We start from the raw sequence: 26233 nt of genomic DNA, 5'->3' as shown, positions 1-26233 counted from the left end.
GCAATTGCGTGACCGCGGCGGTGATGCCGCCCGGCCTCGTCTGCCGGGGCTGCGCTGGCATCGAAATCGCATGCTGCGATGCATCCAACAAAATTCACTTTAGCCACCCCACCTGGTCCGCTATGTACGGAGCCGAACACAGGTCCGGCCGGCTGTTACAAGCTGTTGTTTCCTCCCACTACGCATCCGGCGGTCCGCGCCGGGTTGCGCAAAGCCTTGACTGGCAAGGCTTTCTGCCTTCAGTCAAACGCTTCGGTAAAATCGTCCTGATCCCCGTTCCGGCAGAGTGATCCGGGATTTGGCGGATAGCCGCGTGAAAGCGGCCGGACTTATACTCGTACGCCCCGCAATCGTCCGAATTAGCCCCCTGACGGGCAGCTAATCGGCTGATCGGGAAACGCGATTCGCCGGCAAACTGGGTACTGCCGGAGATGCACCAGATTCGGTTTCAGCTCGCGGCGCAGCGACCCATCGTTCAAAGCCATGAATCTCCTGATCACCTACGCCGTGCTGGAAGTTGTCGCGATCGTCATCGTCGTGTCGCTGTGCGTGGCCGCCCGCCGCGCCGACCGCAAGACCGACCGCATGCTGTCGCCCGAGGAAGTCGCGGCACGCCACGAAATCGTCGACGTCGCGCCTTTCCCCAACGTCTCCGCAGCTGCCGCGAAGCAGACTGCGGGGCGCTGGCTCAGCGGCCTCTTCTCCAGCACCAGCAGCCGCGGACCGACCGATCGGTCCCTGTTCTGACACCTGGCTGCTGCACGCGCTGATCGCCAGCGCGTGGTTACAGTGTTTTCAGCGCTTACGTCAGTTACGTCCGTTACATTCGCTTGCGCCCAGCCTGCGCTCAATTCAGCGCGCCGGCGGGACCATGGCCGCGTCCGCCGCGATGCGTCGGCGCGCCGCTTTTGGGAAAGCCGACCAGCTTCTCGATGCGCATCCGCGCCGCGACGTGATACATCGCGAGCGGCACCAGCAATCCGCACAGCACACCCGCAGCAAGCTGCAGATACAGGTTGTCGAGATGGAAGTGCATCAGCACGATCCGCGCACCTGAACCCGCGAGGATGTGCGCGAGATAGATCGGCATCGATGCGACGCCCAGCGCCCTGAGCGGGCCGAATCCGCTGTAGCGCTCCATCACGTACGACAGTTCGCAGACGAGCAGCACGCCAAGTGCCGTCGCCGGCAGCGCGGCGATGCCGTTGTAGTCGCCGAGCGGCCGCGCAACATGAATCGCGACGACCAGCAGCACGAACGTTCCCGCGACACGCGGCCACGTAGAGAACCGCGCCGCGAGATTGCGCAGCTCGGTGCTGCCCAGCAGGATCCCGGTCGCGAAGAACAGGAAGAACTTCAGCCCGAGCGTCAGCATGCCGAGGTCGAGAATGCTGCCCGCGATATACGCGATCACGGCCGCGCCGATCAGCACCGTGCGCCGCGTCGACGTCACGCACACGAACACCTGGCAGAGGAACAGCGCGTACAGAAACCAGAACTGCCCCCACGGGTCCCAGAAGATCCGCAGGAAGTCCGCCGGCGCGAACGGGTGGTTCGTGTCGGCGGACGCCATCCATTGCACGGCACCCTGCAGCAGCGACCACAGCACGTACGGGTAGACGATCGATTCGACCTTCTTGCGCAGGAAACCCACGCGGCCGCGCCGCAGGCTACGCTCCACATGCAGCCCGGACAGCACGAAGAAGAGCGGCATGTGGAACGTGTAGATCGCGTAGTCGGTGCTGAGGATCCAGTGGCCGGCGGGCACGATGCCCGCAGTCGCCAGGCCGCGCAGCACATGCCCGTACACCACGAGAATGATGCCGATTGCGCGGGCGTAATCCTCGAAGTCGTCTCTCAAGGATTTCTCCTTATCAAGCCGCCACGTGGTTGTGGTTCGAATACGCCGACATATAGCTGTAGTTGCGCTTCTCGCTACGGCGCAGCGGCACGGCGTTGAACACCGCACCCACCACCCACGCGCCCGCGCGTTCCAGCTTCGTCACGGTTTCCTCGATTTCCTCTTCGGTCTGCATGCCGGAACGCAGCACGAGCACCGTCTTGCCGACGTCGTGCGCGACGATCGCCGCATCGCTCACCGCGAGGAGCGGCGGCGTGTCGATGATCACCAGATCGAAGCGGCGGTTGAACTCCGCGAGCAGGCTACGGAAATGCGGCATCATCAGCAGCTCGGACGGATTGTCCGGATAGGTGCCGCACGATACGAACGACAGACCCGGCACGCCAACCGGACGGATCGCGCGGTCAATGTCGATGCGGCCCGCGAGCAGCTCGGCAAGCCCTTCCGCGTTCGGCTGGTTGAACATCGACGCGAGCCGGCCGCAGCGCATGTCCGCGTCGACGAGCAGTACGCGCTTCGCCGTTTCCGCTTCGAGCACCGCGAGGTTCGCGGCGACGAAGCTCTTGCCGCTGCCGGGCGTCGGGCCCGTCATCACCACGACGTTGTCCGACGCGTCGCGCACGTTGAAGTGCAGCGCGGTCCGCACGCCGCGCAGCGCTTCCACCGACGAATCGTGCGGGAAGCTGCGCGCGAGCAGGAAGTGCGAGGCCGGCGGCAGCGGCGCGCGTGTCATCTGGATCGCGGTTTCGTCGCTGACCGGACCGTTCGCGGTGCCCGGCTCGGCACGCTCCGCCGTCAATAGCGGGCCGTTATCGCTCTTGTCGAAGTACTGCGGATGACCCCACGGCATCTGCCGCGGCATCGCGCGATCGAGGCGAGCCTGCTGCGCGCTGTACAGGATCGAACCGAACACCGGCACGCTCATGCCGCGTTCCACGAAGTGCGGATCGGTCACGCCCGTCAGCAGACGGCTGCGCGCGAACACATACAGCGAGCCCAGCATCAGGCCCACCGCGGCGCTCGCCGCCATCACCATGGGCACGTTCGGCGAAACCGGATCGGCCGGACGGATCGCGCTGTCGATGATGTTCACGTCACCCGTCGTACCGGCACGGCGCACCGTCAGCTCTTCGGCCTTGTTCACCATCGCCACGTAGATCGATTCCGCGACCTTCGCGTTACGCGTCAGGTCGGCGCTGGCCCGTTCCGACGCCGGCATGCTGTTGAAGCGCGAGTCGAACTTCCCCTTCGCGTCGTTCAACTGTGCCAGCTGCGCGTCGATGTTCTGCACCGGCGGGCTGTTCGGCGTGAAGTGCTGCAGCATCTGCGTGCGTTGCAGCTGCAGCGCGGCGATCTGACGCTGGAAGTCAATGCCGCCTTGCAGGTACGACTGCGCTTCAGAAGTCGGTTGCAGCGAGCCAGCCTGGTTCTGGTAGCTCGTCAGCTTCGATTCCGAATCGCGCAGCTGTTCGCGCAGGCGCGGCAGCTCTTCGTTGATGAAGTCGAGCGTCTTCGTGTCGTTCATCCGGTGCTCGGCGACCGTCGCGGCGAGATAGCCCTGCGCGACCGCATTCGCAACGTTCGCCGCAACCGTCGGGTTGCTGCTTTCGAACGCGATCTGCACGACGCCTGTGTCCTTGCCCTTCTCCTGGATCTTGAGGGCACCGGAGAAACGCTTCAGCGCGTCCACCTCGTTCCACGGCTGGACCTTGAACTCGGTGCCGGCACGTGCGTCGAGCTGCGAGATCACCATCGAGATCCCGTCGCCCTGCGCCGGCATGCCGACCTTGCCGGTCAGGAGCGTGTTGCCGTCGTGATCGATCAGCTCGTAGCCGCCGTTGTCGAGCGCGCGCAGCAGGAGCTTTGCGTTCTCGAGTTGCGGCGGTACGTGCAGCGAATCGATATGGATGCGCTCACCACCCCATGCGAACGAGTCGAGCCCGAACCACGGATGCAGCGGCCTGCCCGGCGTCGCGAATTTCTTCGAGATCAGACCGAGCACCGGCACTTCCCGCGGCGTCACCGACAGGTCGTAGCCGAACTGCTGCATCACCGGTTCGAGAACCGTGCGGCTTTGCATCATCGATATTTCGGCGTCCGTAGGAGGCGTCTGCTGGTCCATCACGACCTGCCCCTGCGGCGCAATACCGAGCTGGTTAGGGTCGGGTGCATGCACCCGGACCAGCACATTCGCCGAATAAACGGGCGTCACGAGGAAGACATAGGCGGCCGCCAGCGCAATCACTGCAATAGCGACACCGATGACTGTCCAGACGTGGTCGGATAGCAGGCGCATCATGTCTCGCGCCTGTAGCGAACCGTCGCGCGAGGCGCCCACGGGTCGTACATCTACATAATTCGGCGTATTCACGTTGGTCGTCCCTCTAAACAATGACCGTGGAGGAATGGCTTCGTCAAAATGCCGCGTCCTAGTTGTGGCCGACTGAATACAGCAGATACAGACTCGTCACAGTCGGCAGCAGCTGATCAAGCAGACGGTTGAGGCGCGCGATATCCGCGGTACCGACATAGACCACATCCAGTGGCTGGAGCTCGAACTGTGTGGACAGCAAAATCGCGTCCACCTGCGTCATGTCGAGACGGAAGATCGTCGGTTTCTGCGGATCGTCCGGCGTGCGGCGGATCACGAGGATCTGGCGCGGTTGCGCGGACAGCGGCGCGATACTGTTGGCGTTCGACAGCGCGTCGGCCAGCGTCATTCGACCCTTGTCCATGAACAGCGTCTGCGGCTTGGCAACTTCGCCGAGCACGAACACGCGGCTCGCGTTGTGGTCCGGCACGTAGACGATGTCTCCGGCCTTCAGCACCACGTTTTGCGATGTATCGCCACGATCGAGCGTGCGCTGCACGTCGAGCGTGTAGACCTTGCCATCGCGTGTCAGTTGTACACGCTGGAGATCGGCGTCGGTCTGCGTACCGCCAGAACGTGTGATCGCATCCACGACCGTGAGTTTCATGTCGGTGATAGGCAGCGCACCAGGATTCTTGACCTGACCCGCCATCTGCACCTGCTGGCTGCGGTACTGGATGACCCGCACGTCGAGCTGAGGTTTCACCGCATAGCCCGCGAGCTTGTTGATCATCATCTGACCGATCTGCTGGGTGGTCATGCCGGCCACGTGGATACGGCCCATCGTCGGGAAATAGATGGTGCCGTCCGCGGCGACACGCTCGCCCGCCGGATCGACCGCCCCGCCCGGAGAGGTCGGCGCGCTTGCGGCAGCGCCGCCCGCATCGAGGCCCGCGCCGCCAGGCAGCGGTGCGGCGCCCGCGCCGTTGACCGTCAGCTCGGGGTGACCCCAGACCGTGATGCCGAGCACGTCGCCCGCGCCCACGTGATAATCCTGGACGCCGGCCGGCACCGGCGCCGGCAGCGGGTTGTTCTGGTTTTCAGTGAGCGAGACCTGCTGTGCGATGGTTTTCGCGGTGATGAGCTGCACCGGGTACACCGGCTGGCTCTTCGTGTCCTGCGTTTCCTGATTCATGCGCGAGGGATCGAGATACGGTCCTGGGGCGAGCGAACAACCGGCCATGACCCAGCACATCAAAAACGCGACGACCTTGACTATTTTTCTCATGATGTTTTCCAGTAGCGATGCGCGTGACGAAAAGCGGGTAGCCACCGCGCGCCCTGCATTGGACGAACGGTGCGACTGCGCTTTCGCAACGCACACCTGCATCAGTTACGGACCTGGTGTCCGCCTCCCACTGAACGCGTTGTTCAGCACTCGACCGCCCGCGAGTACCCCATGAGGTCTCGGCTTCTTCTGTAGGCCGACATCGCCGATGTCTCCTCCCCGTCGTTGCTCCGGTCTCCGGCGCCGCTCGCGAGCAGAAGGCGCTGGAATTCGCGTTTGACGATGCCGTAGCATTCGCATGCATGCTGCTCGAGGCCTTCGCGATCGAGGATCGTGATGTGGCCGCGGCGCTGGCAGATGAGTCCGGCGTCCTGCAGCTTGCCGGCCGCTTCGGTGACGCCCTCCCGGCGCACGCCGAGCATCGTCGCGATCAGTTGCTGCGTGACTGCCAGTTCGTTGGACTTCAGGCGGTCCTGCGTCAGGAGCAGCCAGCAGCTCACCTGCTTCACGACATGGTGGTGCCGGTTGCAGAGCGCGCTTTGCGCGATCTGCGTGAGGAGTGCCTGGATATAGAGCAGCATGAGCTGATGCATGAAGCCATGACGCTCGAATTCGCGCTTGAACAGCTGCGCGTTCATCGCGTACGCGTAGCCGCCGCTGCGCACTTCGATGCGGGTCGGCATCGTGACGCCGCCCATCAGCACCGGTACGCCGATCACGCCTTCGTTGCCGACCGCGGCAACTTCGGCGGTGGCGCCATCGGCCATCAGGAAGATCATCGAGACGATCGCTGTGGTCGGGAAGTAGATCTGCTTGATCGATTCTCCCGAGTCCGACAGGAGTTGCCCCGGACGCAGGCGCTGCAGCTTCAGGTGCGGGGCGATCGCTGCCAGATCGGATGGTGGCAGCGCGGCTAGCAGGTGGTTTTCGAGTTGATTGTTCGTGTCGGGCATGATCGTTTCCGCCAGGTCTTTCGACATACCTAAGGGGTATGCAGAGGGTGAAATTGCCAAGCTCGAGGCGCGAAAATTTTTCCGCAGCGCATCAAACCTCACTTACCCGCCGTGCATTTGCCGGCGAGATGTCCTCCGTGTGACGTCCCTCTATCAGCGAAGACCATGCCAGCCTTTCCAAGTCTTTGTTTCTACAGGCGATCGTTGAAGATGTGTGAAATGATCCTCTGGTTAACCCCGGTCACCTGTCTCACATTTGAACGGTTTCGAGACGCTGCAGGGGGGCATGTGCACCTGTTGCAAATTGTTGCAGTGCGTTTCAGGCCCCTGAAAGCACCACTGGGTGAGGGCTGCGGCACCGATGCCCGCCATCGTTCGCGCTTCGTTTAAGCCGTAAGCACACGAAAGGGCCCATGCGCACACGCGCGAAACTGTCTCATTTGTGAAAAGCGCTTTGGCACCACGCGACATCTCGTCGATCATGCACTTCAAATACGAAGAATTAATTACTACGGATACCTGATCATTACGTCGCACGGTGCGATGCATAGCAAACCTTAACGTTTTGCGCAGACCGAAAAGAACTTAGTTCCCGTCTGTCAAATGCGGTAGATAGTGCGGCAAGCGCGGGAGCCGCGCAGCAAGACTTACCCGTCGCGCAACGCATTGCACCCGTTGCGTGCATGGGCTCTTTCGTCTGCACATCGCGCGAGCAAACGCGAATTCGCGTCATCAGCCGTCCGTCAACGCAGCACAAGCTCGCTGTCAGTTTCAACGCTCGCGGCACTTCGCTTGCGCAGCATGTGCAGCGCAGCGACGCATGCGAATGCGCCCGCGGGCTTTGCGTCGGACTTTGCGTCACACGCGGCTCAAACCCTGCCGCTAAAGGCCACTACGCGGAACGCTTAAGTTCGACTCCGAACAGAGCGGCGTTCATCGGCGCCGTTAAGGTAAGTCCGTGTTTTCGTCTTCCGCCGCATGGATGCGGGCCGGCCGCGCGATGGAACGCGCGCCCCCCAATGCGGACAAACCGGTTTAGCGCCGGCTTGCCGCGCCAACGAGTGGAACCATTGCCCCTTCATCACGGAGCCGATCGATGAGTACGACTCTTGCACCTCATACCCCTGCCAACCCTTCGCAGCACACCGCTGCGCCGCTCACGATCCAGCCTGTGATTCTCGCGGGCGGCTCGGGTACGCGGCTCTGGCCGCTGTCGCGCGAGCAGTATCCGAAGCAGCTGATCGAGCTGCTCGGCGAAGAATCGCTGCTGGCCGCCACGGCGCGACGTCTCGATGGACTCGAGAGCCTGTGCACGATCTCGGACGAACTGCTGCTCGTGTGCGGCGAAAGCCATCGCTTCATCAGCGCGGAGCAACTGCGCAAGTGCGGCAAGCCCGCGCGCATCGTGCTCGAACCGTGCGCGCGCAACACCGCGCCGGCGCTGACCGCGGCGGCACTTGTCGCGGCCGAGAAAAGCGCGGACGCGATTCTCGTCGCGATGCCGGCAGACCACGCGGTGCCCGACACCGAAGCGTTCCATGCAGTCGTGAGCCGCGCGGCGCAGTACGCAGCCGATGGCGCCGTCGTGACGATCGGCATCGTGCCGCGCCGCGCTGAAACGGGTTATGGCTACATTCGCGCGGGTGCGGAACTCGGTGCGAACGGCGGCTTCGAGATCGATCGCTTCGTCGAAAAGCCGCACCGCGAGCTCGCGGAGCAGTACCTGCAATCGGGCGAATACTGGTGGAACAGCGGGATTTTCGTGGTGCGCGCGTCGACGTGGCTCGCCGCGATCGGCAAGGCGCGACCCGACGTGCTGTCGGCCTGCAAGGCGTCGCTAGCCAACGGTTCGCGCGACGACGTGTTCGTGCGCCTGGGCGCCGAAGACTTCGATGCGTGCCCGGACGACTCGATCGACTACGCCGTGATGGAGAAGCTCGGCGAATGCGGGATGCGCGGCATCGTGGTGCCGATGGATGCGGCTTGGTCCGACGTCGGCTCGTGGGACGCGATCTGGGAAATCCTGCCGAAGGATGTCGCGGGCAACGTGGCGCGCGGCCGCGTGATGTTCGAGGACACCGCGAATTCGTTCGCGCATTCGCAGGGACGTCTGATCGCCTGCGTCGGGTTGCGCGACGTGGTGGTCGTGGAAACGCCGGACGCGATTCTCGTCGCGGACCGCCAGAACGCGCAGCAGATCAAGTCGATCGTGTCGCGGCTGCGCGCCGAGAACGGACCCGAAGCGGACAACCACCGCAAGGTGCACCGTCCGTGGGGCTACTACGATTCGATCGACTCGGGCGATCGCTTCCAGGTGAAGCGCATCGTCGTCAAGCCGGGCGAAATGCTGTCATTGCAGATGCACCATCATCGCGCCGAGCACTGGGTGGTCGTGCGCGGCACCGCGCAGGTGACCTGCGGCGACGAGACCTTCCTGCTGACCGAGAACCAGTCGACCTATATTCCGCTCGGTACCGTGCACCGTCTGAAGAATCCGGGCAAGACGCCGCTCGAGATCATCGAGGTGCAGTCCGGCGCGTATCTCGGCGAGGACGACATCGTCCGCTTCGAAGATACGTATGGGCGTACTGCGTGATTGAGTGAAGTGAGGAAGTGAAACGGGCGGCGGCTTCAAGCCGCCTGTCCTGCTGAATGAAACGAAAAGAAGTGAAGCGACGAAGCGGGCGGAATCACTCGCCCGCGCGTCTGCGTGACGGAGACGGATAGACGCTGTCGTCGTTGGTCGCGGCGGCGACGCACTCCTCGACTTCTTCAATCTCGCGCGCCTGCTGCGTAACCGGATGACCCACGGAATGGCCCATCTGAGAGGCGCCCGCACTGCTTGCCACCACGGTCTGGTCGTGATCGCGCCGGCGCGCACCGTGGTTCGCCATCAACCGGTACAGCGTGGCGCGCGAAATGCCGAGTTCGCGCGCAGCCGGATGCGGACGGTCGCCATGGCGCATCAACGCACTTTCGATTGCTTCGAGTTCCGCGGCCGCACGCACCTGGTTCAGCGTCGCGTCGCGCTCGGCCGACCACGTTTCCAGTTCGAGATCCACCGCGGTGATCACCCGGCCCTCGCCCATCACGATCGCTCGACGCACACGGTTCACCAGCTCGCGCACGTTACCGGGCCACTGATGCGTGTACATCGCCTTCACCGCGCAATCGGAAAAGCCGCGAATCAACCGCTGCCCGTCTTCCAGGTAGCAGTCGAGAATGTGATGCGCGAGCAGCTCGATATCGGTGCCGCGCTCGCGCAACGGCGGCTCCACGATGTTCAGCACGCAGAGACGGTGATAGAGGTCAGCACGAAACGTGCCTTCCGCAACGGCTTTTTCGAGGCTGACGTTCGTCGCGGAAATCACCCGCACGTCGACATCCAGCGTCTCGGTGCTGCCAAGCCGCTGGATCTTGCGCTCCTGCAGAAAGCGCAGCAGCACAGCCTGGCTTTCAAGCGGCAGATCGCCGATCTCGTCGAGAAACAACGTGCCGCCATGCGCGGACTCGATGCGACCGATCTTGCGTTGGTAAGCGCCCGTAAACGCGCCGCGCTCGTAACCGAACAGCGCCGACTGCACCAGTTGATGCGGCAAGCCACCGCAGTTGATCGCGATGAACGGGCCGTTGCGGCGAATCGAACGCTTGTGGATCGCGTTGGCAGTCAGTTCCTTGCCGGTACCGGACTCGCCGAGAATCAGCACGGGCGCATCCGTATTGGCGACCTTGCTGATGGAGCGAAACAGCTCCTTCATCGCGGCGCACGCACCGACGATGTCTTCCTTGCTGCTCTCGGCAACGGGCCGGTCGTTGAGCAGGATCATTCCATGCTCGTGGCCGACCGCTTCAACGATGCGCTCCATTTCGCACGGCAGCGTCAGGTAGCGCGAGAAGTAATTGCGGATCACATCGCGCAGCGCTTCGTTGGCGAGTTGCCCGGCACCAAGCAGACCCACCCAGCCGACTTCGCGACTGATGAAGCTTGATTTGAAGCTGGCGACTTCAGCCGCGGAAAATCCGCTGGCGAAGTCGAAGACGCCGACCGTAGCCTGCGCTTTGGACAGATACCGCTTGACCTGCTGGGCAGTTCCCAGCACCGCGACGTTCCAACCGGACTGTCGCAGCGTGTCGTGAAGCTGCTGTTGTCCCGACGTGCGCGAGACAAACACGAGCGTTCGACAAGCTTGACTTTTCATACCGGAGCCTCACACGGTTGATATTCCCCCTCCCCTGTGAATGGCCTGTTCGAGTAGTGACCGCAAACTGCCTGCCTCTTCCGGTCCGATGAAGCAGCTTCGCGATACTGGCGCCGCTTGAGCGGTTGCGTGAGCGGGCGCATGGAAAGCCGGGTGCGCTTTGCCAGAATCGACTGTAGCAGTCACTCGCGTTAGACGTATGACGCAATGGATTATCCCATCGTGCCACTAAAAAAATAAACGCGTGTGACGTAGCAACAGTTGTGTGCGAGCCCGCACATACGGATACCGGCCGCAAAGCGAAAAAGGACATCTACTGAACATTCAGGCCATCCGGACTGGCGCCCATTCTCAAGGAAGAGCGGCACCAGATCAACACCGCGTAAGCCGCTTCGTGTGAATGAATCGGGACCAGCCACCACCCTCTCGCCCCCGAGGCGGCATGCGCGGACCGCGCGTGAGCAATGTCGCGCAAGACCCATTGCGCGCGGGCTCGACGGCATTTCGCCCAGCGCCCGGCGGCGCACGTGAAGCATCGAACGACGCGAATGCGAGCGCTGAGTCACGCCCCCCACACGTTACTTCTTTTACTTCCAGTTACGATGCTAACGCGCGTCGTGGACCCATTTCGCTAAGACGTCGCAACAACCTGATTTACGGTGCGTGCGCGATTGCGCTGATGACGGGAATCGCCGCGAAGTCCGCGTTCGATCATCTGTCGGGACCGAACCTCAATACCGAAGACGTGCAGGACGTTGAGCGCGCAGCCGACGCGCCCACGCCCTCTCCAACCCTCTCGCCAACGAACACGCTGATGGCCGCGGCGCGTCTGTCCGCAACCACGACGCAAGGTGTGATCGGTACAAGCGACACGCACAATCCCACACCGAATGCGCCGCTTTTACCGAATGCATCCGCTCAACCCACCGACATCGCGCCCGTTCTTACCGATCCATCGCAGAGCGAAGCAATGGCTGGCGATGCGAACGCAATCCCGCCGATCAGTCATCGCTGCCTCGCGCACCCGCACTGGACTGGCTGCCGCGCAATGCGGGAAGCCCATCAGCGCGCGATGAACGCCGCAATGCTCGCCGACAACGACGAGACGGTGCTCGATCTGCCCGATACAGATGCTCACACTCTGGCCGGGAACGATACGTGGACGCCGACCCACAAACACTGGAGAGCGACACGGCATGCGAGGCATTGGGTCGTGTCGGACGGTCATCACTGAACTTCAACTGAACTGCGCGGCGTGACGTGCCTGCGTCTCCGCGTTTAGCGGACGCGGGCCACAACAGTCTTCACGCGCGGTTCACGACACTGACGGGGCTCATCATCGGACACCCAATCGGACACCTGCTGTTCTTCCTCACCAATTTCGGCGACCCGTATCTGACAGGGCCGCTGGCCGCGTTCATCTTCCTGTGGCTCGGATTCATCCGCGCGTGGCGCGCGCTGATCACGTGGGCCATCTGCTTCAGCACGGGCGCCGCGATCGTCGCCGCGACGAAGGTCGCGTACGCGGGCTGGGGCATCGAGGTGCAGGCGTTGCACTTCACGGTCGTGAGCGGGCACACGATGCTCGCGAGCGCCGTCTATCCCACAGTGTGCGCAATCTGCGCGACGCACACGCGCCGTCATAGCGTGCTGAACATGTTCCTGGGCGGCCTCGCATTCGCGCTCGTGATCGGGATCTCGCGCAAGCTGTTCGGCTTCCACACCACCGCCGAGGTCGTCACCGGCATGGCGCTCGGCACGCTCGTCGCCACGCTCACCTGCGCGCCGATGTTCAAGCGCCAGGCGGGCTACGTAGTCGAACAGGTGACGGGAAGCGCACGCACGGTCGCGCTAAGGCGCGATCTGACCACCACCTACGCGGCGATCGCGCTCGCGATCGTAGTGGTGTGCCATGGCAGGATCGCGCCGGTGTCGACGTGGATCGACATGAAAGCGCCGCACTGGCAGCAGACCATCACGACGAAGCTCGACGACGCGCGCTGAGCGCGCGCGTGTCGAGTTGTCTGGTCCATCACATGAAACGGCTTGTCGATTCGGCGCTCACCAGGTGAGCGCCGATTGCCTTAGCGGCCGTGCGTCCACACGTTCGACGCGACACCCGAATCGAAGCGGATGGCGTTGGGTCCGTACGGCTCGTTCGCGGCCTCGGCGCCCGGCGTGAAGACGGCTTCTTCCGCCGGCGTCAGCGTCGGCGCGGCAGACTCGCCCATCGACGCGGTGAAGAACGCCTCGTGCAGCAGCGCGTGGCAGATCGCGACCACATGCTCGCGCGAGCCGCGATCCAGCACTTCGTGATCCATCGTGCTGAAGATCAGCGCGCGCACGCGCGACAGCCTGCGCAGGCGCTGACCGTTCACGCCGAAGTGCATGTAGAGCTCGTCGAGACTGTGATCGCGCGGGCTGAACAGCATCCGCACATGCACGCCGTTCGCATCGAGCCGGCGGAACAGGCCGCGCACCTCGTGGCTGAAGTTGCTCGCGCACAGCATGTCGTTCGTGTAGTTCGCGACCGCGCCCTGCAACTGCGCGACGCCATGACGCCACATCGTGCGCACGACCGGCGCGAGCCGCACTTCCCCACGCAGCACCTGCGCCCACTTCCCGGCGCGCCACATCGAGCGCAGATGCGCGCGCGGCGAGCCGCGCGGAATCTGCGTCGAGCCGACCATCGTGCAGCCATCAGGCAGATGAAAACTGGCCGGATTCACGAGCACCAGCGCGCGCACCGCCGGATTGGCGCGCGCCGCGCGCAGCGCCGCGTACGCGCCCGCGCAGATGCCGAACAGCGCGATGTGACGGTAGCCGCACTTCGTCAGCCAGTCGACGGCATCGGACAGATCCGCGCCGATCGTATCGAACGGCGTGAGCCCCATCACGCGGTTATGGATGGCGCCGGCACTGTCGCCGAGCACGCCCGCGTCGATACGCAGCGTCGCGTAACCGAGCTGCCCGAGTTGCCGCGCGAGTTCGACGCTGAAGCGCCCATCGCCGATGTGGTGCGTGGCCGACGTGTTCGCGATCAGCAGCACCGGCGTGCTGGCAGGCGGCGCTTGCCGCGATGGCATCGACAGCACGCCGAACATGCGGCCATCGCCCACGCCGACCGGATACTCGGTCACGCCGGGCATCACGAGCGCGGGCTGCGCGGGCATCTGCGCGGCAGCGACCCGGCGCTGCGCACCCGGCGCGACATCTGCGAGTGTCTGCGCGAACCACTTCGCCGCGCCGTCGATCGCGAGATCGGGCGGTTCGGTGAGCCAGGCCGGCTGCAGCGTCTGCGTGTAGTGATCGAACTCGATCGACTCCACGGCGGCGCCTTGCGACACGTAATGTGAGGCCAGCGCATCGCTGTTGTCGCGCAGACCGCTGTGCGCGATCAGGATGCGCGGCGCGGGCGCGCGCCCGTTCGATATCGTGCGCAGATCGAGCTCGCGCAGTTCGTCGAGACCCGTGTCGCTGAAACGATGACCCAGCACGTCGAACGCGCCGGCGGGCGTCAGGCATTCACCGGCTTCGAGTTGCGCTTTCTGCCGCCACGTCTGATGCAGCACGCTCATCTCGCGCATGTAGAGCCGCATCTGCACGACCGGCGCGAACAGCGCGAGCGCATCCACGTCGACCTGCGTCGCCGCGAGCGCGGCGATCGTCGCGCCGAAGCGGAACCCCGCGAGCGACACGCGTTCGACGCCTGTCACATTCCTGAAGTACTCGATCGCCTGCAGCGTCTCGCCGACCCAGCGCGCGGGATGCAGCAGGTCGGGGCCATCCAGCGAATCGCCGGTGCCCAGATAGTCGAAGCGCAGCACAGGTATGCCGCGCGCCGCGAGTGCGTCCGCAAAACGACGCATCGCCTGATGAAGCCACATGGCTTCGTGGCCGAGCGGATTGCACATCACCACGCCGCTCGCGCCTTCGGCCTCATGCAGCCAGCCGAAATGTCCCCCACTGAAAACGACAGGTTTCATTGCAGTACATCCTTTTGTCTCGATTATTTATGGCGGGCCGTACGCCCCACAGCGTCCTCGGCAACCCGCGCCTCCCATGCCGCGTCGTGCGCGGCTTGCGAACAGTAAGCAACGCCGGCCGAAACATGGTCGGTGCGCTTTCCCACTCAGGGTTCGTGCCCTTTTCAGGTGCACCGCCTGCGCCCGATGGCACCTGGAGCCCCCCATACCGCCTGTGGCGCTTTCGTGACATTGCGGCTGGGCCAAGGGGTCATCGGCAACTTCCGTCGGCGCCAACGGCCGATTAACCCGCTTGCCGCGCCCGTATCGAACGCACGGTCCAGACTCAACTGACAAATCGGCCATATTACGGACAGCGTCTGGCCATGGTCCCCGCTCCATACTGCTTGTGTGTCGAGGCGCCTTGACTGGCGGCCATTGTTCGCACAATGCAGCGATGGGCAGTGCATCACCGATCAACGAAAGTGTTCTTGCAGCAGGAGCCGACCCATGGACCATTTGCAGTCGATGCGCGTGTTCGCCAAGGTGGCGGAGCTGGGCGGATTCGCCCGAGCGGCCACCGCGGTGGGTATTTCGAGCGCGGTCGCGACGCGTCATGTGGCGGACCTCGAAGGCCGGCTCGGCACGCGGCTGCTCAACCGCACGACCCGCAGCCTCTCGCTGACCGAAGCCGGTCAGGTGTATCTGGAACGCGCGCGGCAGATTCTCGATGAACTCGAGGACGTCGAGCAGATGGTGGTGGCGCGCAATCACGAGCCGGTGGGCACGCTGCGCATCGTCGCGCCCGTCGTGTTCGGTCTGCACAATCTCGCGCCGGTGCTGCAGAGCTTCACCGCGCGCTATCCGAAGGTGGTGCCGGACGTCACGCTGGTGAGCCGCCAGGTGGATCTCGTCGAGGAAGGTTACGACGTCGGCATCGTGGCCGTGCGGCAGATGCGCAGCTCGACCATCGTCACCCGCCGCCTGATGTCGAGCCGCATGACCGTATGCGCGACGCCGACGTATCTGCACAAACGCGGCGTGCCGACGCGCCCCGAACGGCTCGCGGAACACGCATGCCTCAGCCTGCCGACCGAATACTTCGGCGATGAGCGCGTGTTCTCCGGTCCCAACGGCGAAGTGCGCGTGCGGCCCGCCAACGCGATCGTCGCGAACAACACCGAAATGCTGCGCCAGTTCGCACTGCTCGACATGGGCGTCGCGGTACTGCCGGATTACCTCGTCGGTCGCGATCTCGAGCGTGGCCGTTTCGTCAAGCTGCTGCCCGAATACGAGTTGCCGCAGATCGAGATCAACATCGCGTATCCAAGCCGCCATCATCTGCCGGCCAAGGTGCGCACGTTCGTCGATCACCTCGTCGAGCACTTCGCGCAGGCCGAGCCCATCAAGCCGGCGCGCGCGCCGGCCGGCGCCGAACGTCTCGCGGAAGCCGTGGCCTGAACCGTCTCCTTGGGTGTCGTTGCGCCGTGTGCAGTCTTGGCGGCGCAACGCCTCTTTTTCTTCGTCCCTCCGCGGCCCTTAGCAGCCTGTCAGCTGCAAATCGCGCAGGCACATCGCTTGCTGCCGACGCGAGATCGTTCTCCGACCCAGGAGGTCCCGCGTGAAAACTGGCTTTGCGCTTGCGCTGTCGTCATGCCTGCTCGGCGCAGCATGCTTCGTCACCGAGCCCGCGCATGCAGCCGACAATGCCGCGCCCGCTGCAAACTCTCCTGCAGATACTGGCACTGGCGATGCGCCATGCGGCAAGCTGGTCGGCCCAGGCTCGTCCGGTAGCGCCGACGCCGGCTTTGCGCTGCGCGACGGTGAAGCAGTCGACTTCGTCTCCGGCGGCCAGACGACGCACGGCAAGCTGCTCGTCTTCAGCGAAGGCGGTTCGCTCTTTCGCGCGTACTGGCAACCGCAAGGCAGCGAGGAAAAATACGCGCTCGCGAATGCGGGACCCCGCGGCGTGCGGCTGATCTCGACGCCACCGCAAGGCACCGAGGCCACCGACGGCAAGCCAGGCATCACGACGCAGCCGCTGCAGGTCATGTCCTGCCCGAAGCTCTAGCGTCTGGCGCTGCGGGCGCCGCTGCTGGGCACGGCGAATGCTGACCTGATCGCCAGTCGGCGCCAGGGCCGCGACACGCTGTGAACGACGTGCGTTCGACCCCGCAAACACGCGCGCAGCACGCCTCGCGCGACGCAGATGGCGCCCGGTCCAACGTCAACCGGAAGGGAACGTCATGTCGTCCGCACACCATGGGCTGTCCGCGCACGCGGCCGGGTCGCACAAGCGCTTTCAGGTCGTCATGACCTGCGCCATCGCCGCGCTCGCGGGCCTGCTGTTCGGCCTCGACATCGGCGTGATCTCCGGCGCGCTGCCATTCATCGCCAAGCAGTTTCACGTCAGCGACAAGGTGCAGGAATGGATCGTCAGCTCGATGATGGTCGGCGCCGCGCTCGGTGCGCTCCTGTCCGGCTGGATGGCCAAGGCGATCGGCCGCAAATATTCGCTGATGATCGGCGCGGCGCTGTTCGCGTGCGCATCCGCGGTCTGCGCGTTTTCGCCGGATCCGCGCTTCCTGATCGGTGGACGTGTGCTGTTGGGTATCGCGGTCGGCATCGCGTCGTTCACCGCGCCGCTCTATCTGTCCGAGATCGCGCCGCGCACGATGCGCGGCGCGATGATTTCGCTGAACCAGCTGATGATCACGGTCGGCATTCTCGCCGCGTTCCTGTCGAACACCGCGTTCAGCGGCACCGGCAACTGGCACTGGATGCTCGGCGTGATCGCGTTCCCCGCGCTTGCGCTGCTCGCTGGACTGCTGCTGTTGCCGCAAAGCCCGCGCTGGCTGATGAGTGTGCGCCGCGAGAAGGAAGCGCAGACGGTGCTCGAACATCTGCGCACCGACAGCAAGGAAATCGACGTCGAAATGCGCGAGATCCGCGACCAGCTGAAGATCACCCAGGAAGGCTGGGGGCTCTTTCGCAGCAATCCTAACTTCCGGCGTTCAGTGTGGCTCGGTGTACTGCTGCAGATCATGCAGCAGCTCACCGGCATCAACGTCGTGATGTATTACGCGCCGCGTATCTTCGGACTGGCTGGCTACGGCTCCGCGCACGACCAGCTGTGGGGCACCGTGATCGTCGGTGCGGTGAACGTCGCGTCGACCTTCATTGCGATCGGGCTCGTGGACCGCTGGGGCCGCAAGCCGATCCTCTACATCGGCTTCACGGTGATGGCGGCATCGCTCGCGACGCTCGGCGCGATGCTGCACATCGGCATCACGTCGGGCACGACGCAGATGGTGGCGGTCGCCGCGCTGCTGCTCTTCATCGTCGGCTTCGCGATGTCGGCGGGTCCTATGATCTGGATCCTGTGCGCGGAGATCCAGCCGATCAAGGGCCGCGATTTCGGCATCGCCGCGTCCACGTTCGTGAACTGGATCGCGAATACGGTGGCGGGCGCCACCTTCCTGACGCTGCTGAACACGTTCGGTCATGCGCAGACCTTCTGGCTCTACGCAGCGTTGAATGCGCTCTTCATCCTCGTCACGCTGCGCTATGTGCCGGAGACCCGTTCGGCTTCGCTCGAGCAGATCGAGCGCAACCTGATGGCGGGCAAGCCGCTGCGGCAACTGGGACAGTGAGCGTCGCATCGCGCTCCGCACAGCCGCGGTCATCGTCGATCATGCGGAGGCAGCGGCGATCGGTGTAAAGTCGTGAGATCGCTTCGGGCAGTGCCGGCCGCAATCGGGTCGCTCCTGCCCACGGCACATGAAGGAAGGAACACGATATGGCCATCGAAACGCGCCACGCCACGACGCCCACGCTCGACATCTCCTTCACCGATTCCGGCGACCCGAACGCGCCCGCCGTCATGCTGCTGCATGGCTGGCCCGACGCGGCACGCGCATGGACACCCGTCGCGAACGCGCTCAATGCCGCCGGCTATCGCACGATCGTGCCCGAGCTGCGCGGCAGCGGCCACACGCGTTTTCTGCGTGCGGATACCGTGCGCGACGGCTCCGCTGTCGCGATCGCTCAGGACGCAATCGATCTCGCCGATACGCTCGGCCTGCAACGCTTCGCGGTAGTCGGACACGACTGGGGCGCCCGCGTCGCCTACACGCTCGCGGCGCTCTTTCCGCAGCGCGTGCCGACTATCGCGGCGATCGCGCTCGCGTTCCAGCCGAACGCGAAATTCGAGCTGCCGGCATCGTTCTCGCAGGCGCGCCGGTTCTGGTACCAGTGGTTCATGTCGCTCGATGGCGGACCGGACGCGGTACGTGCCGATCCGAAAGGCTTCGCAAGGATTCAGTGGGAAACGTGGTCGCCGCCGGGCTGGTTCGACGACACCGAATTCGCCGCAACCGCAGCCGCGTTCGACAATCCCGACTGGGTGCCGGTCACGCTGAACGGCTACCGGCGCCGCTGGCGTGCGGACGAACTGTCGGACCCGGCCTACGCCGCATTGACCGCACGGTTGCACACGATCGACCACATCGGCGTGCCTACGCTGATGCTGCAGGGCGCCGAAGACATGTGCGACGAACCCGCCACGTCCGAAGGGCTCGACGCGCATTTCAGCGCCGGCTATCGCCGCGAACTGGTGGCGGGCGCGGGACATTTCCCGCCGCGCGAACGCCCCGAAGCGGTTGCGCGCGCGGTGCTCGCGCACCTGTCGGCGACGTGGCCCGTCGAACCGTCACGCAACCGCTGAGCGCCTTCTGACATACTTGCACGCGTTCTGCATCGTCAAGCAACGTCATGAAGCGTCACGAAGAGAGCGGTACATGAAATTCAATCTACCCACACCCGAACGGCCGCCGAACCGGGTCTATCCGCCCGGCACGCCCACCATGCACGGCCTCACGTCGATCATCACGGCGGGGGTAGTAGTGAGCGGACTGTACTTCGCGCGCGAGGTGCTGATTCCGATCACACTCGCGGTGCTGCTGAGCTTCCTGCTCGCACCACTTGTATCGTTCCTGCGACGGCTGCATTTTGGCCAGCTGCCGTCGATCTTCGTCGCGGTGCTGACTGCACTGGTCTCGCTGCTCGCGGTCAGCACGCTGATCGGCGCGCAGATCGCGCAGCTCGCGAGTTCGCTGCCGCAATACCAGGAAGCGATCGAAGCGAAGATCGAGACGGTGCAGGAGAAGACCGTCGGACGCGCGGACAATCTGCTGCAACGCGCCGCGGCCGCGCTCCAGCGCGTGACGCCGGAACGGCCGGCCGAACGGCAGCCGCGCGGCCGCTCGTCGAAGCCGACGGCGACGAATCCGATGCCGGTCGAAGTGCACGAGCCGGCGCCATCGCCGCTGCAGGTCGCGCAACGCGTGTTCACGCCGGTCGTCGGGCCGCTCGAGACGAGCTTCATCGTGCTCGTCGTAACGATCTTCATCCTGCTGCAGCGTGAAGACCTGCGCGACCGGCTGATACGTCTGTTCGGTTCACGCGACCTGCATCGCACCACCACCGCGATCAACGACGCCGCGAGCCGCCTGTCGCGCTACTTCGTCGCGCAGCTGGGCGTGAACGTCGGCGCGGGCGCGACGATCTCGATCGGGCTCGCGATCATCGGCGTGCCAGGCGCGCTATTGTTCGGCGTACTGACTGCGTTGCTGCGTTTCGTGCCGTATATCGGCACCTGGATCGCCGCGCTGACGGCGACCATGCTCGCCGCCGCGATCCAGCCGCAATGGACGATGGCCGTGTGGACCTTGATCATGTTCGTGGTGGTGGACGTGATCGCGGGCCAGGTGGTCGAGCCGCTGCTGTATGGACACAGCTCGGGGCTGTCGCCGCTCGCGGTCGTCGTGGCCGCGATCTTCTGGAGCTGGCTGTGGGGGCCGATCGGCCTCGTGCTGTCCACGCCGCTCACGCTGTGCGTCGTCACGCTCGGCCGCTACGCGGAGCGGTTGCGCTTCCTGACCGTGCTGCTCGGCGATCAGCCCGCGCTGACACCCGCGCAGAACTTCTATCAGCGATTGCTCGCCGACGACCCGCACGAAGCGATCGTGCAGGCCGAGCGGATACTGCGCGAGATGTCGCTGATCGATTACTACGACGACGTGGCGCGCGAAGGGCTGCGCCTTGCGCGTAACGATGCGCTGCGCGGCGTGTTCACGACCGATCAGCTCGCGCGCATGAACGAGGCGCTGCTCGACATCGTCGAGAATCTGGAGACGGTGGAAGGCGCGCCCGATCAGCGCCCGCATCCTGAGTTCGCGCCGACGCCGATGCCGGAAGCGAAGGATGACGCGGCCGCGCGCGGCGTAACCGTCGAGCCGTCCGCGCCGCCGCCGGATCGCGCGCAGATTCTGATTATCGCCGGCCGTGGCGCATTCGATGCGCCGACCGCCGCGATCGCGGGACAACTGCTCGCGCGCCGCGGCTTCAAGCCGCTCGTCGCGAACTACGAAGACCTGCGCGCGGGCACTGTCGATACCTCGGCGTTCAAGAACTCGACGCTCGTCTGCATCATCACGCTCGACGCGGCCGAATCGCCGCCGTATCTGCGCAACCTGCTCAGGCGTATCCAGGAGCGCTCGCGCGGTATCACGATGGTGGTGGGTGTGGGCGGTCAGACAGAGCGCGTCGCGGATGCGGCGATCGTTGCAAGTGCGCGCACGGCGACCGCGTTCCGGGATATCGTCGAGCAGTGTCTGTTCGCGGCGAATGCGGCGCCGGTCAAGGCAGAGAGTTCGCCAGTGACGCCATCCGCACAGCCGGCCACGGTGCGTAGCGGCTAGGGTTGTTTTTGCTGGGCACCTCGCGTGGCGTGTCGGACCGACGCGCAACGCGCTTCAATGCCCCAACGACCCCGCCGCCGCCCTCACCTCCGTCGCCCGCTGCGGATGCGCGATCTGCTTGACCAGCAGCGCGACGCACGCCACCAGTCCGGCAACCGCAACGACCGCGAAGATCCCGCCGAACGAAAACTGCCGGCGCGCCAGTTCGGCGACGAGAAACGAGCCGGCAATCCCGCCGAAGCGGCCGATGCCGAGCATCCACGCGACGCCCGTGCCGCGCCCCTGGGTCGGATAGAACGCCGCCGCGAGCGCGGGCAGCGACGACTGCGCGGTGTTCATCAGCACGCCCGCTGCGAACACGGCAAGCATCAGGAGTCCGACATTACCAACGGCCTGGCCGATCAGATACACGCTGACCGCGGTCAGCGCATAGCACGCGGCAATGATCCGGTTCGGGTTGAAGCGGTCCATCAAGATGCCGCACAGCACCGCGCCCACACCGCCAAGCGGGAACAGCGCGGAGATCAGCGCGGCGCGCGGACCGGGCAAGCCGGCTTCCTTCAGCAGCACCGGCATCCAGTTGATCGACGCGTAGAAGATCACGAGGCCCATGAAGTACGCGACCCACAGCATCACCGAACCGACCACGTACGCACGCGACAGCACCACTGCCGCACCACGTTTGCTCGCGTCGACTGCGCTCTCCTCGGTCATCGTGAACGACGCGGCTTCGTCCGCACGTGACGAAATGCGCCGCAGCGCTGCGCGGATCTGTTCGGCCGGGTACTGCTTCGCGACCATGTAGCGCACGGATTCGGGCAGCGTCGCGAGCAGCAGCAACGTGAGCAGCAGCGGCGTCGCGCCGCCGAGCAGCAGCACGCTGCGCCAGCCGAACTGCGGGATCATCCAGGCCGCGAGAAAGCCGCCGCACGCCGCGCCAAGCGGAAAGCCGCAGAACATCAGGTTGATGATCGTCGCGCGGCGCTGGTCGGCGCAGTATTCGCTCATCATCGTCACCGCGTTCGGCATCGCGGCGCCCAGCCCGATGCCGGTGACGAAGCGAAGCGCGGTGAGTTGCGTGAGGTCGCTCGCGAACGCGGACGCGAGACACGCAACGCCGAACAGCAGCACCGATGCGATCAGCAGCTTGCGCCGGCCGAGCCGGTCGGACAGCGGCCCCGACACCAGCGCGCCGCACGCGAGCCCGAACAGCGCCGCGCTCAGCACCGGCGCAAGCGCGGGCTTGCCGATATGCCATTCGCCCAGCAGCGACGGCGCAATGAAACCGATCGACGCGGTATCGAAGCCGTCCAGCAGCACGATCACGAAGCACATCCCGAAGATGAGCCACTGGAACGCGCCGAAACGCTGTTCGTTGATGAACGTCTGCACATTCACGGCTGGTAGTCGGCTCATGTCGGATCCCGGTGCGAGGCCTTCGCGCGCGAGCCACGTCGCGCGTCGAGGCAGATCGTTCGAATCATTCGGTTCAACGGCCGATGTCGAATTCAATGTTCGACATAAGAACGCTGATTCACGATACGAACCAAACCTCCGACTCTAGTCACCCGCCGGGAAGCGGGTCAACGCGGGATAACCCCGATCAGATCGGCATCAGATGAGCCACAGCGCGAGCGCGTAGATGATCAGCGATACGACGAAGGTCACCGCCGTATAGCCCATCACGCGCTGGATGCGAATGCCCGCGATTGCGACCACCGGCACGGCCCAGAACGGCTGCAGCATGTTCGCGACGTTCTCCGCCATCGCGACGCCCATCGCGGTGCGCGGCACCGATGCGTGCAGGCTCAGCGCGGCCGGCAGCACGAACGGACCTTGCACGGCCCAGTGGCCGCCCGCGCTCGGAATCAGCAGCGTGATGATCAGCGAACTGAGATAGCTCCATACCGGCAGCGTCAGCGGCGTGGCCACTGCGACGAAGGTCTTCGCGATCATCGACGCGAGGCCGGTGCCGGTCATGATGCCCATGATCCCGCCGTACACCGGGTACTGCAGCAGCATCGAGCCAGTCTGCCGCGACGCGCGGCGGATCGCGTCGGCATACGCGATCGGCGTGCGCTGCAATGCGAGACCGACGAGCAGGAAGATCAGGATCGTCGTGTTGATGTCGAGCTCGAAGCCCTTCGTCGACCACGTGAGCGCGAGATAGCCGATACCGAGCGCGAGCAGCAGCAGCGTGCCGAGCATCGAGCGCTCCATGCGTGCCGCGAACGACGAAGCCGACGCTTCGCGCGCATGCGGATCGCTCGACGCTTCGGGAGACTCCTCCCCGCGATCGGCGAATACGTGCACGTGCTCGGGCTTCGGATGCATCCAGATGAAGATCGCCGTCATCACCACGACCACCGCGACGGTCGGCACGAACACGAACGGCGCGAATATCGTATCGGCGAGCGGCACGACGTGACCGGTCGCCTTCTCGACGAGGTTCAGCGCATTGCCGTGCGATGCCTGCGACAGCGCGATCGAACTCGACAAGCCGCTGTTGCAGATCGACCAGGCCGAATAGCTGCCGGCGACGAGCCATGCGAAATCCACCTTCACGCGCCGCGCGATTTCACGTGACAGCAGCGCGCCGACGATCAGCCCGAGGCCCCAGTTCAACCACGCCGCGATCGCGACGATCGGGAACACGACGAGCGCGGCGCGCGCCGGCGTCTGCACGCGCGCGGCGAGCGCGCGCAGGCCGCGCTGCACGATCGGTGCATCGGCGATCGCGTAGCCGGTCGCGAGAATCAGGATCATCTGCAGCGCGAAGCCGAGGATGTTGAACGTGCCGCCGTACCACGACGTGAGAAGCGTCGACAGATTGCCCTTCGGCGCAAGGATCAACGCAAGCACGGCGACGACGAGCGTGAGCCCGATCGACAGCACGAACGGATCGGGCATCACCTGCTCGAACACGTACACCAGCCCGGCGATGATGCCGCGCCGGCCCTGGGTTGCTTGAGGCTGGGTGGGTGTGGGAGTACTGCTGTCTCTTGTCGTCATGGTGGTCTCTCTTCGCGTCTGCGCTTCAGCTATCCCGCCGGCGCATTCGATGGTCTCTCCGCAGGCGACGAAACATACAGGATTTACGCACCTGTTGCAGCGAAACCACCCGGTGCAACATTCGGCGCAAGCCGCGCGCAAGCGGCCGCAGCACAGCCTCCTCCGTTTGAATATACGCCGCAAAGTCATGCATCGAGCGGGCGCAACCGGATTGAAAGCACATCAAGTCTTGTCGAATGCGGCGCACTTCGCAAAAGGGGCACATCGATTGCTACCCCGGGCAGTGCGCGCGAATCGGCGCGGCCCGTGTGTCGTGTCGTGCGCGTTCCGTCCCGTCTTTCGAAAGGAGATGTCATGAGCGGCACGCTGTTACCGGACGCCACCTCGTCATGCACGCGCGATTCGTCGCATTCGTTCGCGGCCGGTCGGCCATGCTTCGTGGAGCGGCAATGCTGATGAACGCTGCCGCCCTTCATGTCCCACACATTCCCCGTCACTTCCAGCCATTCACCCGCTTCACCGCACGCCATGCGCGCCGCGCCGCCGTCGTCGCGTCCGCGCTCTGCCTGCTCGGTGCTTCGGGCTGTTCGTTCCTCGGCCCGCATCAGTTGCGCGCCGATCAGGTCGACTACGAGCGCGCACTTGGCGACGCAAAAAAACGCGAGATGCTCGCGACCATCGTGGGTTTGCGCTTCGGCGATTCGCCTTCGTTCGTCGCGGTAAGCCAGATCATCGCGGCGTATTCGTTCGGCGCGCAGGTCGGCCCAACGCTCGAACTGGGTTCCGGCGCCGATCCGAATTTCGCGCAGGCAAGCGGCAACGTGTCGTACTCGAATCACCCAACCTTCACGTTCACCCCGACCACCGGCGAGTCGTATGCGCAGGCCTATATTCGTCCACTGCCCGCAACGTTGATGCTGCCGCTCGCCGACAGCGGCGTGCCGATCGATCTGCTCTTGCGGCTCGGCGTGCAGTCAATCGGCGGGCTGCAGAACGAGGCGCCGCTCGGCGGACCGTTCGCGGACGGCTCGCCTGGCTTCTTCGAACTGCTGCGCGATCTGCGCCGGCTGCAACTCGCGGGCGAACTGACCTTCAAGTACAGCACGACGCCCGATCACGTGGGCCACGTGTCGATGATTCTGGGCGGTAGTTCGAACGGCAACGCGGAAGCGAGCAATGCCGATCTCACGCAGGTGCGCAGTCTCCTGCATCTTGCGCCCAACGCGAACGAGTACGAGATGGTCTATGGCGACGCAGCGCCGGGCGGCAGGCAGGTGACGATGGTGACGCGCTCGGTGCTCGGCATTCTGAGCAACCTGGGCGCGCAGATCGACGTGCCGCCGGAAGACGTGCAGAAAGGCGCGACCACGCCGACCGTGAAGCTGATAGGCGGCGAAACGCGGCCAACGGTGATCGTGCACGTGGGCAAGAAGGCGCCGCCGGACGTGTATGCGGCGGTCGGCTATCACGGCTACGAGTACTGGATCACGACCGAAGACTTCGACTCGAAGTATGCGATGACGGTGCTGCAGAACCTGATCGCGCTCGCGCAGGCCACGCAGGATTCGAAAGCACCGATCGTGACGATTCCGGCGAGCTGAGCGCTCAACCGAAAAAAAGAAGGCCGCGCCAGCCCAGCTGGCGCGGCATCGTGCGCGGGCTTAATGCACCCAGTGGCAGACGCGCACCGGATGATGGTGGTGATACTCGCGATGGCAGACCTGATGCGCGGCGAACGCGGACGGAGCAAGTGCGAACAGGCAGGCGGTCACGGCAGCGATGCGAGCGAAGGCTTTCAGATTCATGTTGGGGCTCCTGATGGCGTTGGGCGTAATACGCGGTAAGCGTGCGCAATGTACCCGATTGTGGCGCGCGCTTGGTTA

The 26233-nt window shown here is 64.8% G+C and carries 19 protein-coding genes; 10 read left to right on the top strand and 9 right to left on the bottom strand.

Features of this window, described 5'->3' with window-relative positions; translation table 11 throughout:
• The first annotated feature begins 483 nt into the window (after positions 1–483).
• On the top strand, positions 484–747 hold the full coding sequence (locus tag DVS29_RS14180; protein WP_118181100.1) for a hypothetical protein: 264 nt from the start codon (positions 484–486) through the stop codon (positions 745–747).
• A gap of 100 nt (positions 748–847) precedes the next feature.
• On the opposite strand, the gene DVS29_RS14175 is transcribed toward DVS29_RS14180, so the two are convergent.
• The 4 genes from DVS29_RS14175 to DVS29_RS14160 all read right to left on the bottom strand — a co-directional run bounded on the left by DVS29_RS14175 (position 848) and on the right by DVS29_RS14160 (position 6416).
• The gene (locus DVS29_RS14175) at positions 848–1861 is read right to left on the bottom strand and encodes an acyltransferase family protein (protein ID WP_164707909.1); all 1014 of its coding nucleotides are present in this window, start codon (positions 1859–1861) and stop codon (positions 848–850) included.
• 13 nt (positions 1862–1874) lie between these two features.
• On the bottom strand, positions 1875–4160 hold the full coding sequence (locus DVS29_RS14170; RefSeq protein ID WP_118181098.1) for a polysaccharide biosynthesis tyrosine autokinase: 2286 nt from the start codon (positions 4158–4160) through the stop codon (positions 1875–1877).
• A 130-nt stretch (positions 4161–4290) separates the two neighbouring features.
• Positions 4291–5460, bottom strand: a complete 1170-nt coding sequence (locus tag DVS29_RS14165; RefSeq protein ID WP_240655594.1) for a polysaccharide biosynthesis/export family protein — start codon at positions 5458–5460, stop codon at positions 4291–4293.
• A 143-nt stretch (positions 5461–5603) separates the two neighbouring features.
• Positions 5604–6416, bottom strand: a complete 813-nt coding sequence (locus DVS29_RS14160; RefSeq protein ID WP_420816107.1) for a Crp/Fnr family transcriptional regulator — start codon at positions 6414–6416, stop codon at positions 5604–5606.
• A 1093-nt stretch (positions 6417–7509) separates the two neighbouring features.
• Between DVS29_RS14160 and DVS29_RS14155 the strand changes: the two genes are divergently transcribed.
• On the top strand, positions 7510–9009 hold the full coding sequence (locus tag DVS29_RS14155; RefSeq protein WP_118181096.1) for a mannose-1-phosphate guanylyltransferase/mannose-6-phosphate isomerase: 1500 nt from the start codon (positions 7510–7512) through the stop codon (positions 9007–9009).
• Positions 9010–9103: 94 nt separating this feature from the next.
• Here the strand turns inward: DVS29_RS14155 and DVS29_RS14150 are convergent, their stop codons facing one another.
• Positions 9104–10612, bottom strand: a complete 1509-nt coding sequence (locus DVS29_RS14150; RefSeq protein ID WP_118181095.1) for a sigma-54 dependent transcriptional regulator — start codon at positions 10610–10612, stop codon at positions 9104–9106.
• 679 nt (positions 10613–11291) lie between these two features.
• Here DVS29_RS14150 and DVS29_RS14145 point away from each other — a divergent pair.
• Both DVS29_RS14145 and DVS29_RS14140 read left to right on the top strand, forming a co-directional pair.
• Positions 11292–11846 carry a RodZ family helix-turn-helix domain-containing protein gene (locus DVS29_RS14145; protein WP_118181094.1) on the top strand — a complete coding sequence of 185 codons (555 nt, stop codon included), beginning with the start codon at positions 11292–11294 and terminating at the stop codon, positions 11844–11846.
• Positions 11847–11872: 26 nt separating this feature from the next.
• Positions 11873–12616 (top strand): phosphatase PAP2 family protein, encoded by a 744-nt coding sequence (locus DVS29_RS14140; protein ID WP_338069328.1) that lies wholly within the window; start codon positions 11873–11875, stop codon positions 12614–12616.
• Positions 12617–12696: 80 nt separating this feature from the next.
• Here DVS29_RS14140 and DVS29_RS14135 read toward each other — a convergent pair whose 3' ends face one another.
• Positions 12697–14598, bottom strand: a complete 1902-nt coding sequence (locus tag DVS29_RS14135; protein ID WP_118181093.1) for an alpha/beta hydrolase — start codon at positions 14596–14598, stop codon at positions 12697–12699.
• 489 nt (positions 14599–15087) lie between these two features.
• On the opposite strand from DVS29_RS14135, the gene DVS29_RS14130 reads away from it, so the two are divergent.
• From DVS29_RS14130 to DVS29_RS14110, 5 genes are all read left to right on the top strand, one after another.
• Positions 15088–16038: a LysR family transcriptional regulator gene (locus DVS29_RS14130; protein ID WP_118181092.1), complete on the top strand. Its 951-nt coding sequence runs from the start codon at positions 15088–15090 to the stop codon at positions 16036–16038.
• 160 nt (positions 16039–16198) lie between these two features.
• Positions 16199–16648 carry a hypothetical protein gene (locus tag DVS29_RS14125; protein WP_338069327.1) on the top strand — a complete coding sequence of 150 codons (450 nt, stop codon included), beginning with the start codon at positions 16199–16201 and terminating at the stop codon, positions 16646–16648.
• Positions 16649–16823: 175 nt separating this feature from the next.
• On the top strand, positions 16824–18230 hold the full coding sequence (locus tag DVS29_RS14120; RefSeq protein WP_118181091.1) for a sugar porter family MFS transporter: 1407 nt from the start codon (positions 16824–16826) through the stop codon (positions 18228–18230).
• A gap of 146 nt (positions 18231–18376) precedes the next feature.
• The gene (locus DVS29_RS14115) at positions 18377–19303 is read left to right on the top strand and encodes an alpha/beta fold hydrolase (protein ID WP_118181090.1); all 927 of its coding nucleotides are present in this window, start codon (positions 18377–18379) and stop codon (positions 19301–19303) included.
• Positions 19304–19376: 73 nt separating this feature from the next.
• Entirely contained in the window at positions 19377–21338 is a 1962-nt protein-coding gene (locus DVS29_RS14110; protein WP_118181089.1) for an AI-2E family transporter, read from the top strand.
• A gap of 54 nt (positions 21339–21392) precedes the next feature.
• On the opposite strand, the gene DVS29_RS14105 is transcribed toward DVS29_RS14110, so the two are convergent.
• On the bottom strand, positions 21393–22754 hold the full coding sequence (locus tag DVS29_RS14105) for an MFS transporter (protein ID WP_118181206.1): 1362 nt from the start codon (positions 22752–22754) through the stop codon (positions 21393–21395).
• A 198-nt stretch (positions 22755–22952) separates the two neighbouring features.
• Positions 22953–24350: a TIGR00366 family protein gene (locus DVS29_RS14100; protein ID WP_118181088.1), complete on the bottom strand. Its 1398-nt coding sequence runs from the start codon at positions 24348–24350 to the stop codon at positions 22953–22955.
• A 449-nt stretch (positions 24351–24799) separates the two neighbouring features.
• On the opposite strand from DVS29_RS14100, the gene DVS29_RS14095 reads away from it, so the two are divergent.
• Complete coding sequence (locus DVS29_RS14095) at positions 24800–25951, top strand: hypothetical protein (RefSeq protein WP_240655592.1); 1152 nt, start codon at positions 24800–24802, stop codon at positions 25949–25951.
• A 60-nt stretch (positions 25952–26011) separates the two neighbouring features.
• Here the strand turns inward: DVS29_RS14095 and DVS29_RS37300 are convergent, their stop codons facing one another.
• Positions 26012–26155: a hypothetical protein gene (locus tag DVS29_RS37300; protein ID WP_164707908.1), complete on the bottom strand. Its 144-nt coding sequence runs from the start codon at positions 26153–26155 to the stop codon at positions 26012–26014.
• Positions 26156–26233 lie beyond the last annotated feature (78 nt).

The sequence above is a fragment of the Paraburkholderia phosphatilytica genome (assembly GCF_003443895.1).
Lineage (GTDB): Bacteria > Pseudomonadota > Gammaproteobacteria > Burkholderiales > Burkholderiaceae > Paraburkholderia > Paraburkholderia phosphatilytica.
Note: the sequence above shows the minus strand (reverse complement) of the source record. Positions and strands in the feature narration are given on the sequence as shown.

Bases quoted from the DNA above. Each gene is read 5' to 3' on its own strand.
- DVS29_RS14110 (WP_118181089.1), top strand. From the start codon at position 19,377: ATGAAATTCAATCTACCCACACCCGAACGGCCGCCGAACCGGGTCTAT.
- DVS29_RS14180 (WP_118181100.1), top strand. From the start codon at position 484: ATGAATCTCCTGATCACCTACGCCGTGCTGGAAGTTGTCGCGATCGTC.
- DVS29_RS14100 (WP_118181088.1), bottom strand. From the start codon at position 24,350: ATGACGACAAGAGACAGCAGTACTCCCACACCCACCCAGCCTCAAGCA.
- DVS29_RS14150 (WP_118181095.1), bottom strand. From the start codon at position 10,612: ATGAAAAGTCAAGCTTGTCGAACGCTCGTGTTTGTCTCGCGCACGTCG.
- DVS29_RS14155 (WP_118181096.1), top strand. From the start codon at position 7,510: ATGAGTACGACTCTTGCACCTCATACCCCTGCCAACCCTTCGCAGCAC.
- DVS29_RS14095 (WP_240655592.1), top strand. From the start codon at position 24,800: ATGCTGATGAACGCTGCCGCCCTTCATGTCCCACACATTCCCCGTCAC.
- DVS29_RS14115 (WP_118181090.1), top strand. From the start codon at position 18,377: ATGGCCATCGAAACGCGCCACGCCACGACGCCCACGCTCGACATCTCC.
- DVS29_RS14135 (WP_118181093.1), bottom strand. From the start codon at position 14,598: ATGAAACCTGTCGTTTTCAGTGGGGGACATTTCGGCTGGCTGCATGAG.
- DVS29_RS14170 (WP_118181098.1), bottom strand. From the start codon at position 4,160: ATGATGCGCCTGCTATCCGACCACGTCTGGACAGTCATCGGTGTCGCT.
- DVS29_RS14120 (WP_118181091.1), top strand. From the start codon at position 16,824: ATGTCGTCCGCACACCATGGGCTGTCCGCGCACGCGGCCGGGTCGCAC.
- DVS29_RS14130 (WP_118181092.1), top strand. From the start codon at position 15,088: ATGGACCATTTGCAGTCGATGCGCGTGTTCGCCAAGGTGGCGGAGCTG.
- DVS29_RS14105 (WP_118181206.1), bottom strand. From the start codon at position 22,754: ATGAGCCGACTACCAGCCGTGAATGTGCAGACGTTCATCAACGAACAG.
- DVS29_RS14145 (WP_118181094.1), top strand. From the start codon at position 11,292: ATGACGGGAATCGCCGCGAAGTCCGCGTTCGATCATCTGTCGGGACCG.
- DVS29_RS14165 (WP_240655594.1), bottom strand. From the start codon at position 5,460: ATGAGAAAAATAGTCAAGGTCGTCGCGTTTTTGATGTGCTGGGTCATG.
- DVS29_RS37300 (WP_164707908.1), bottom strand. From the start codon at position 26,155: ATGAATCTGAAAGCCTTCGCTCGCATCGCTGCCGTGACCGCCTGCCTG.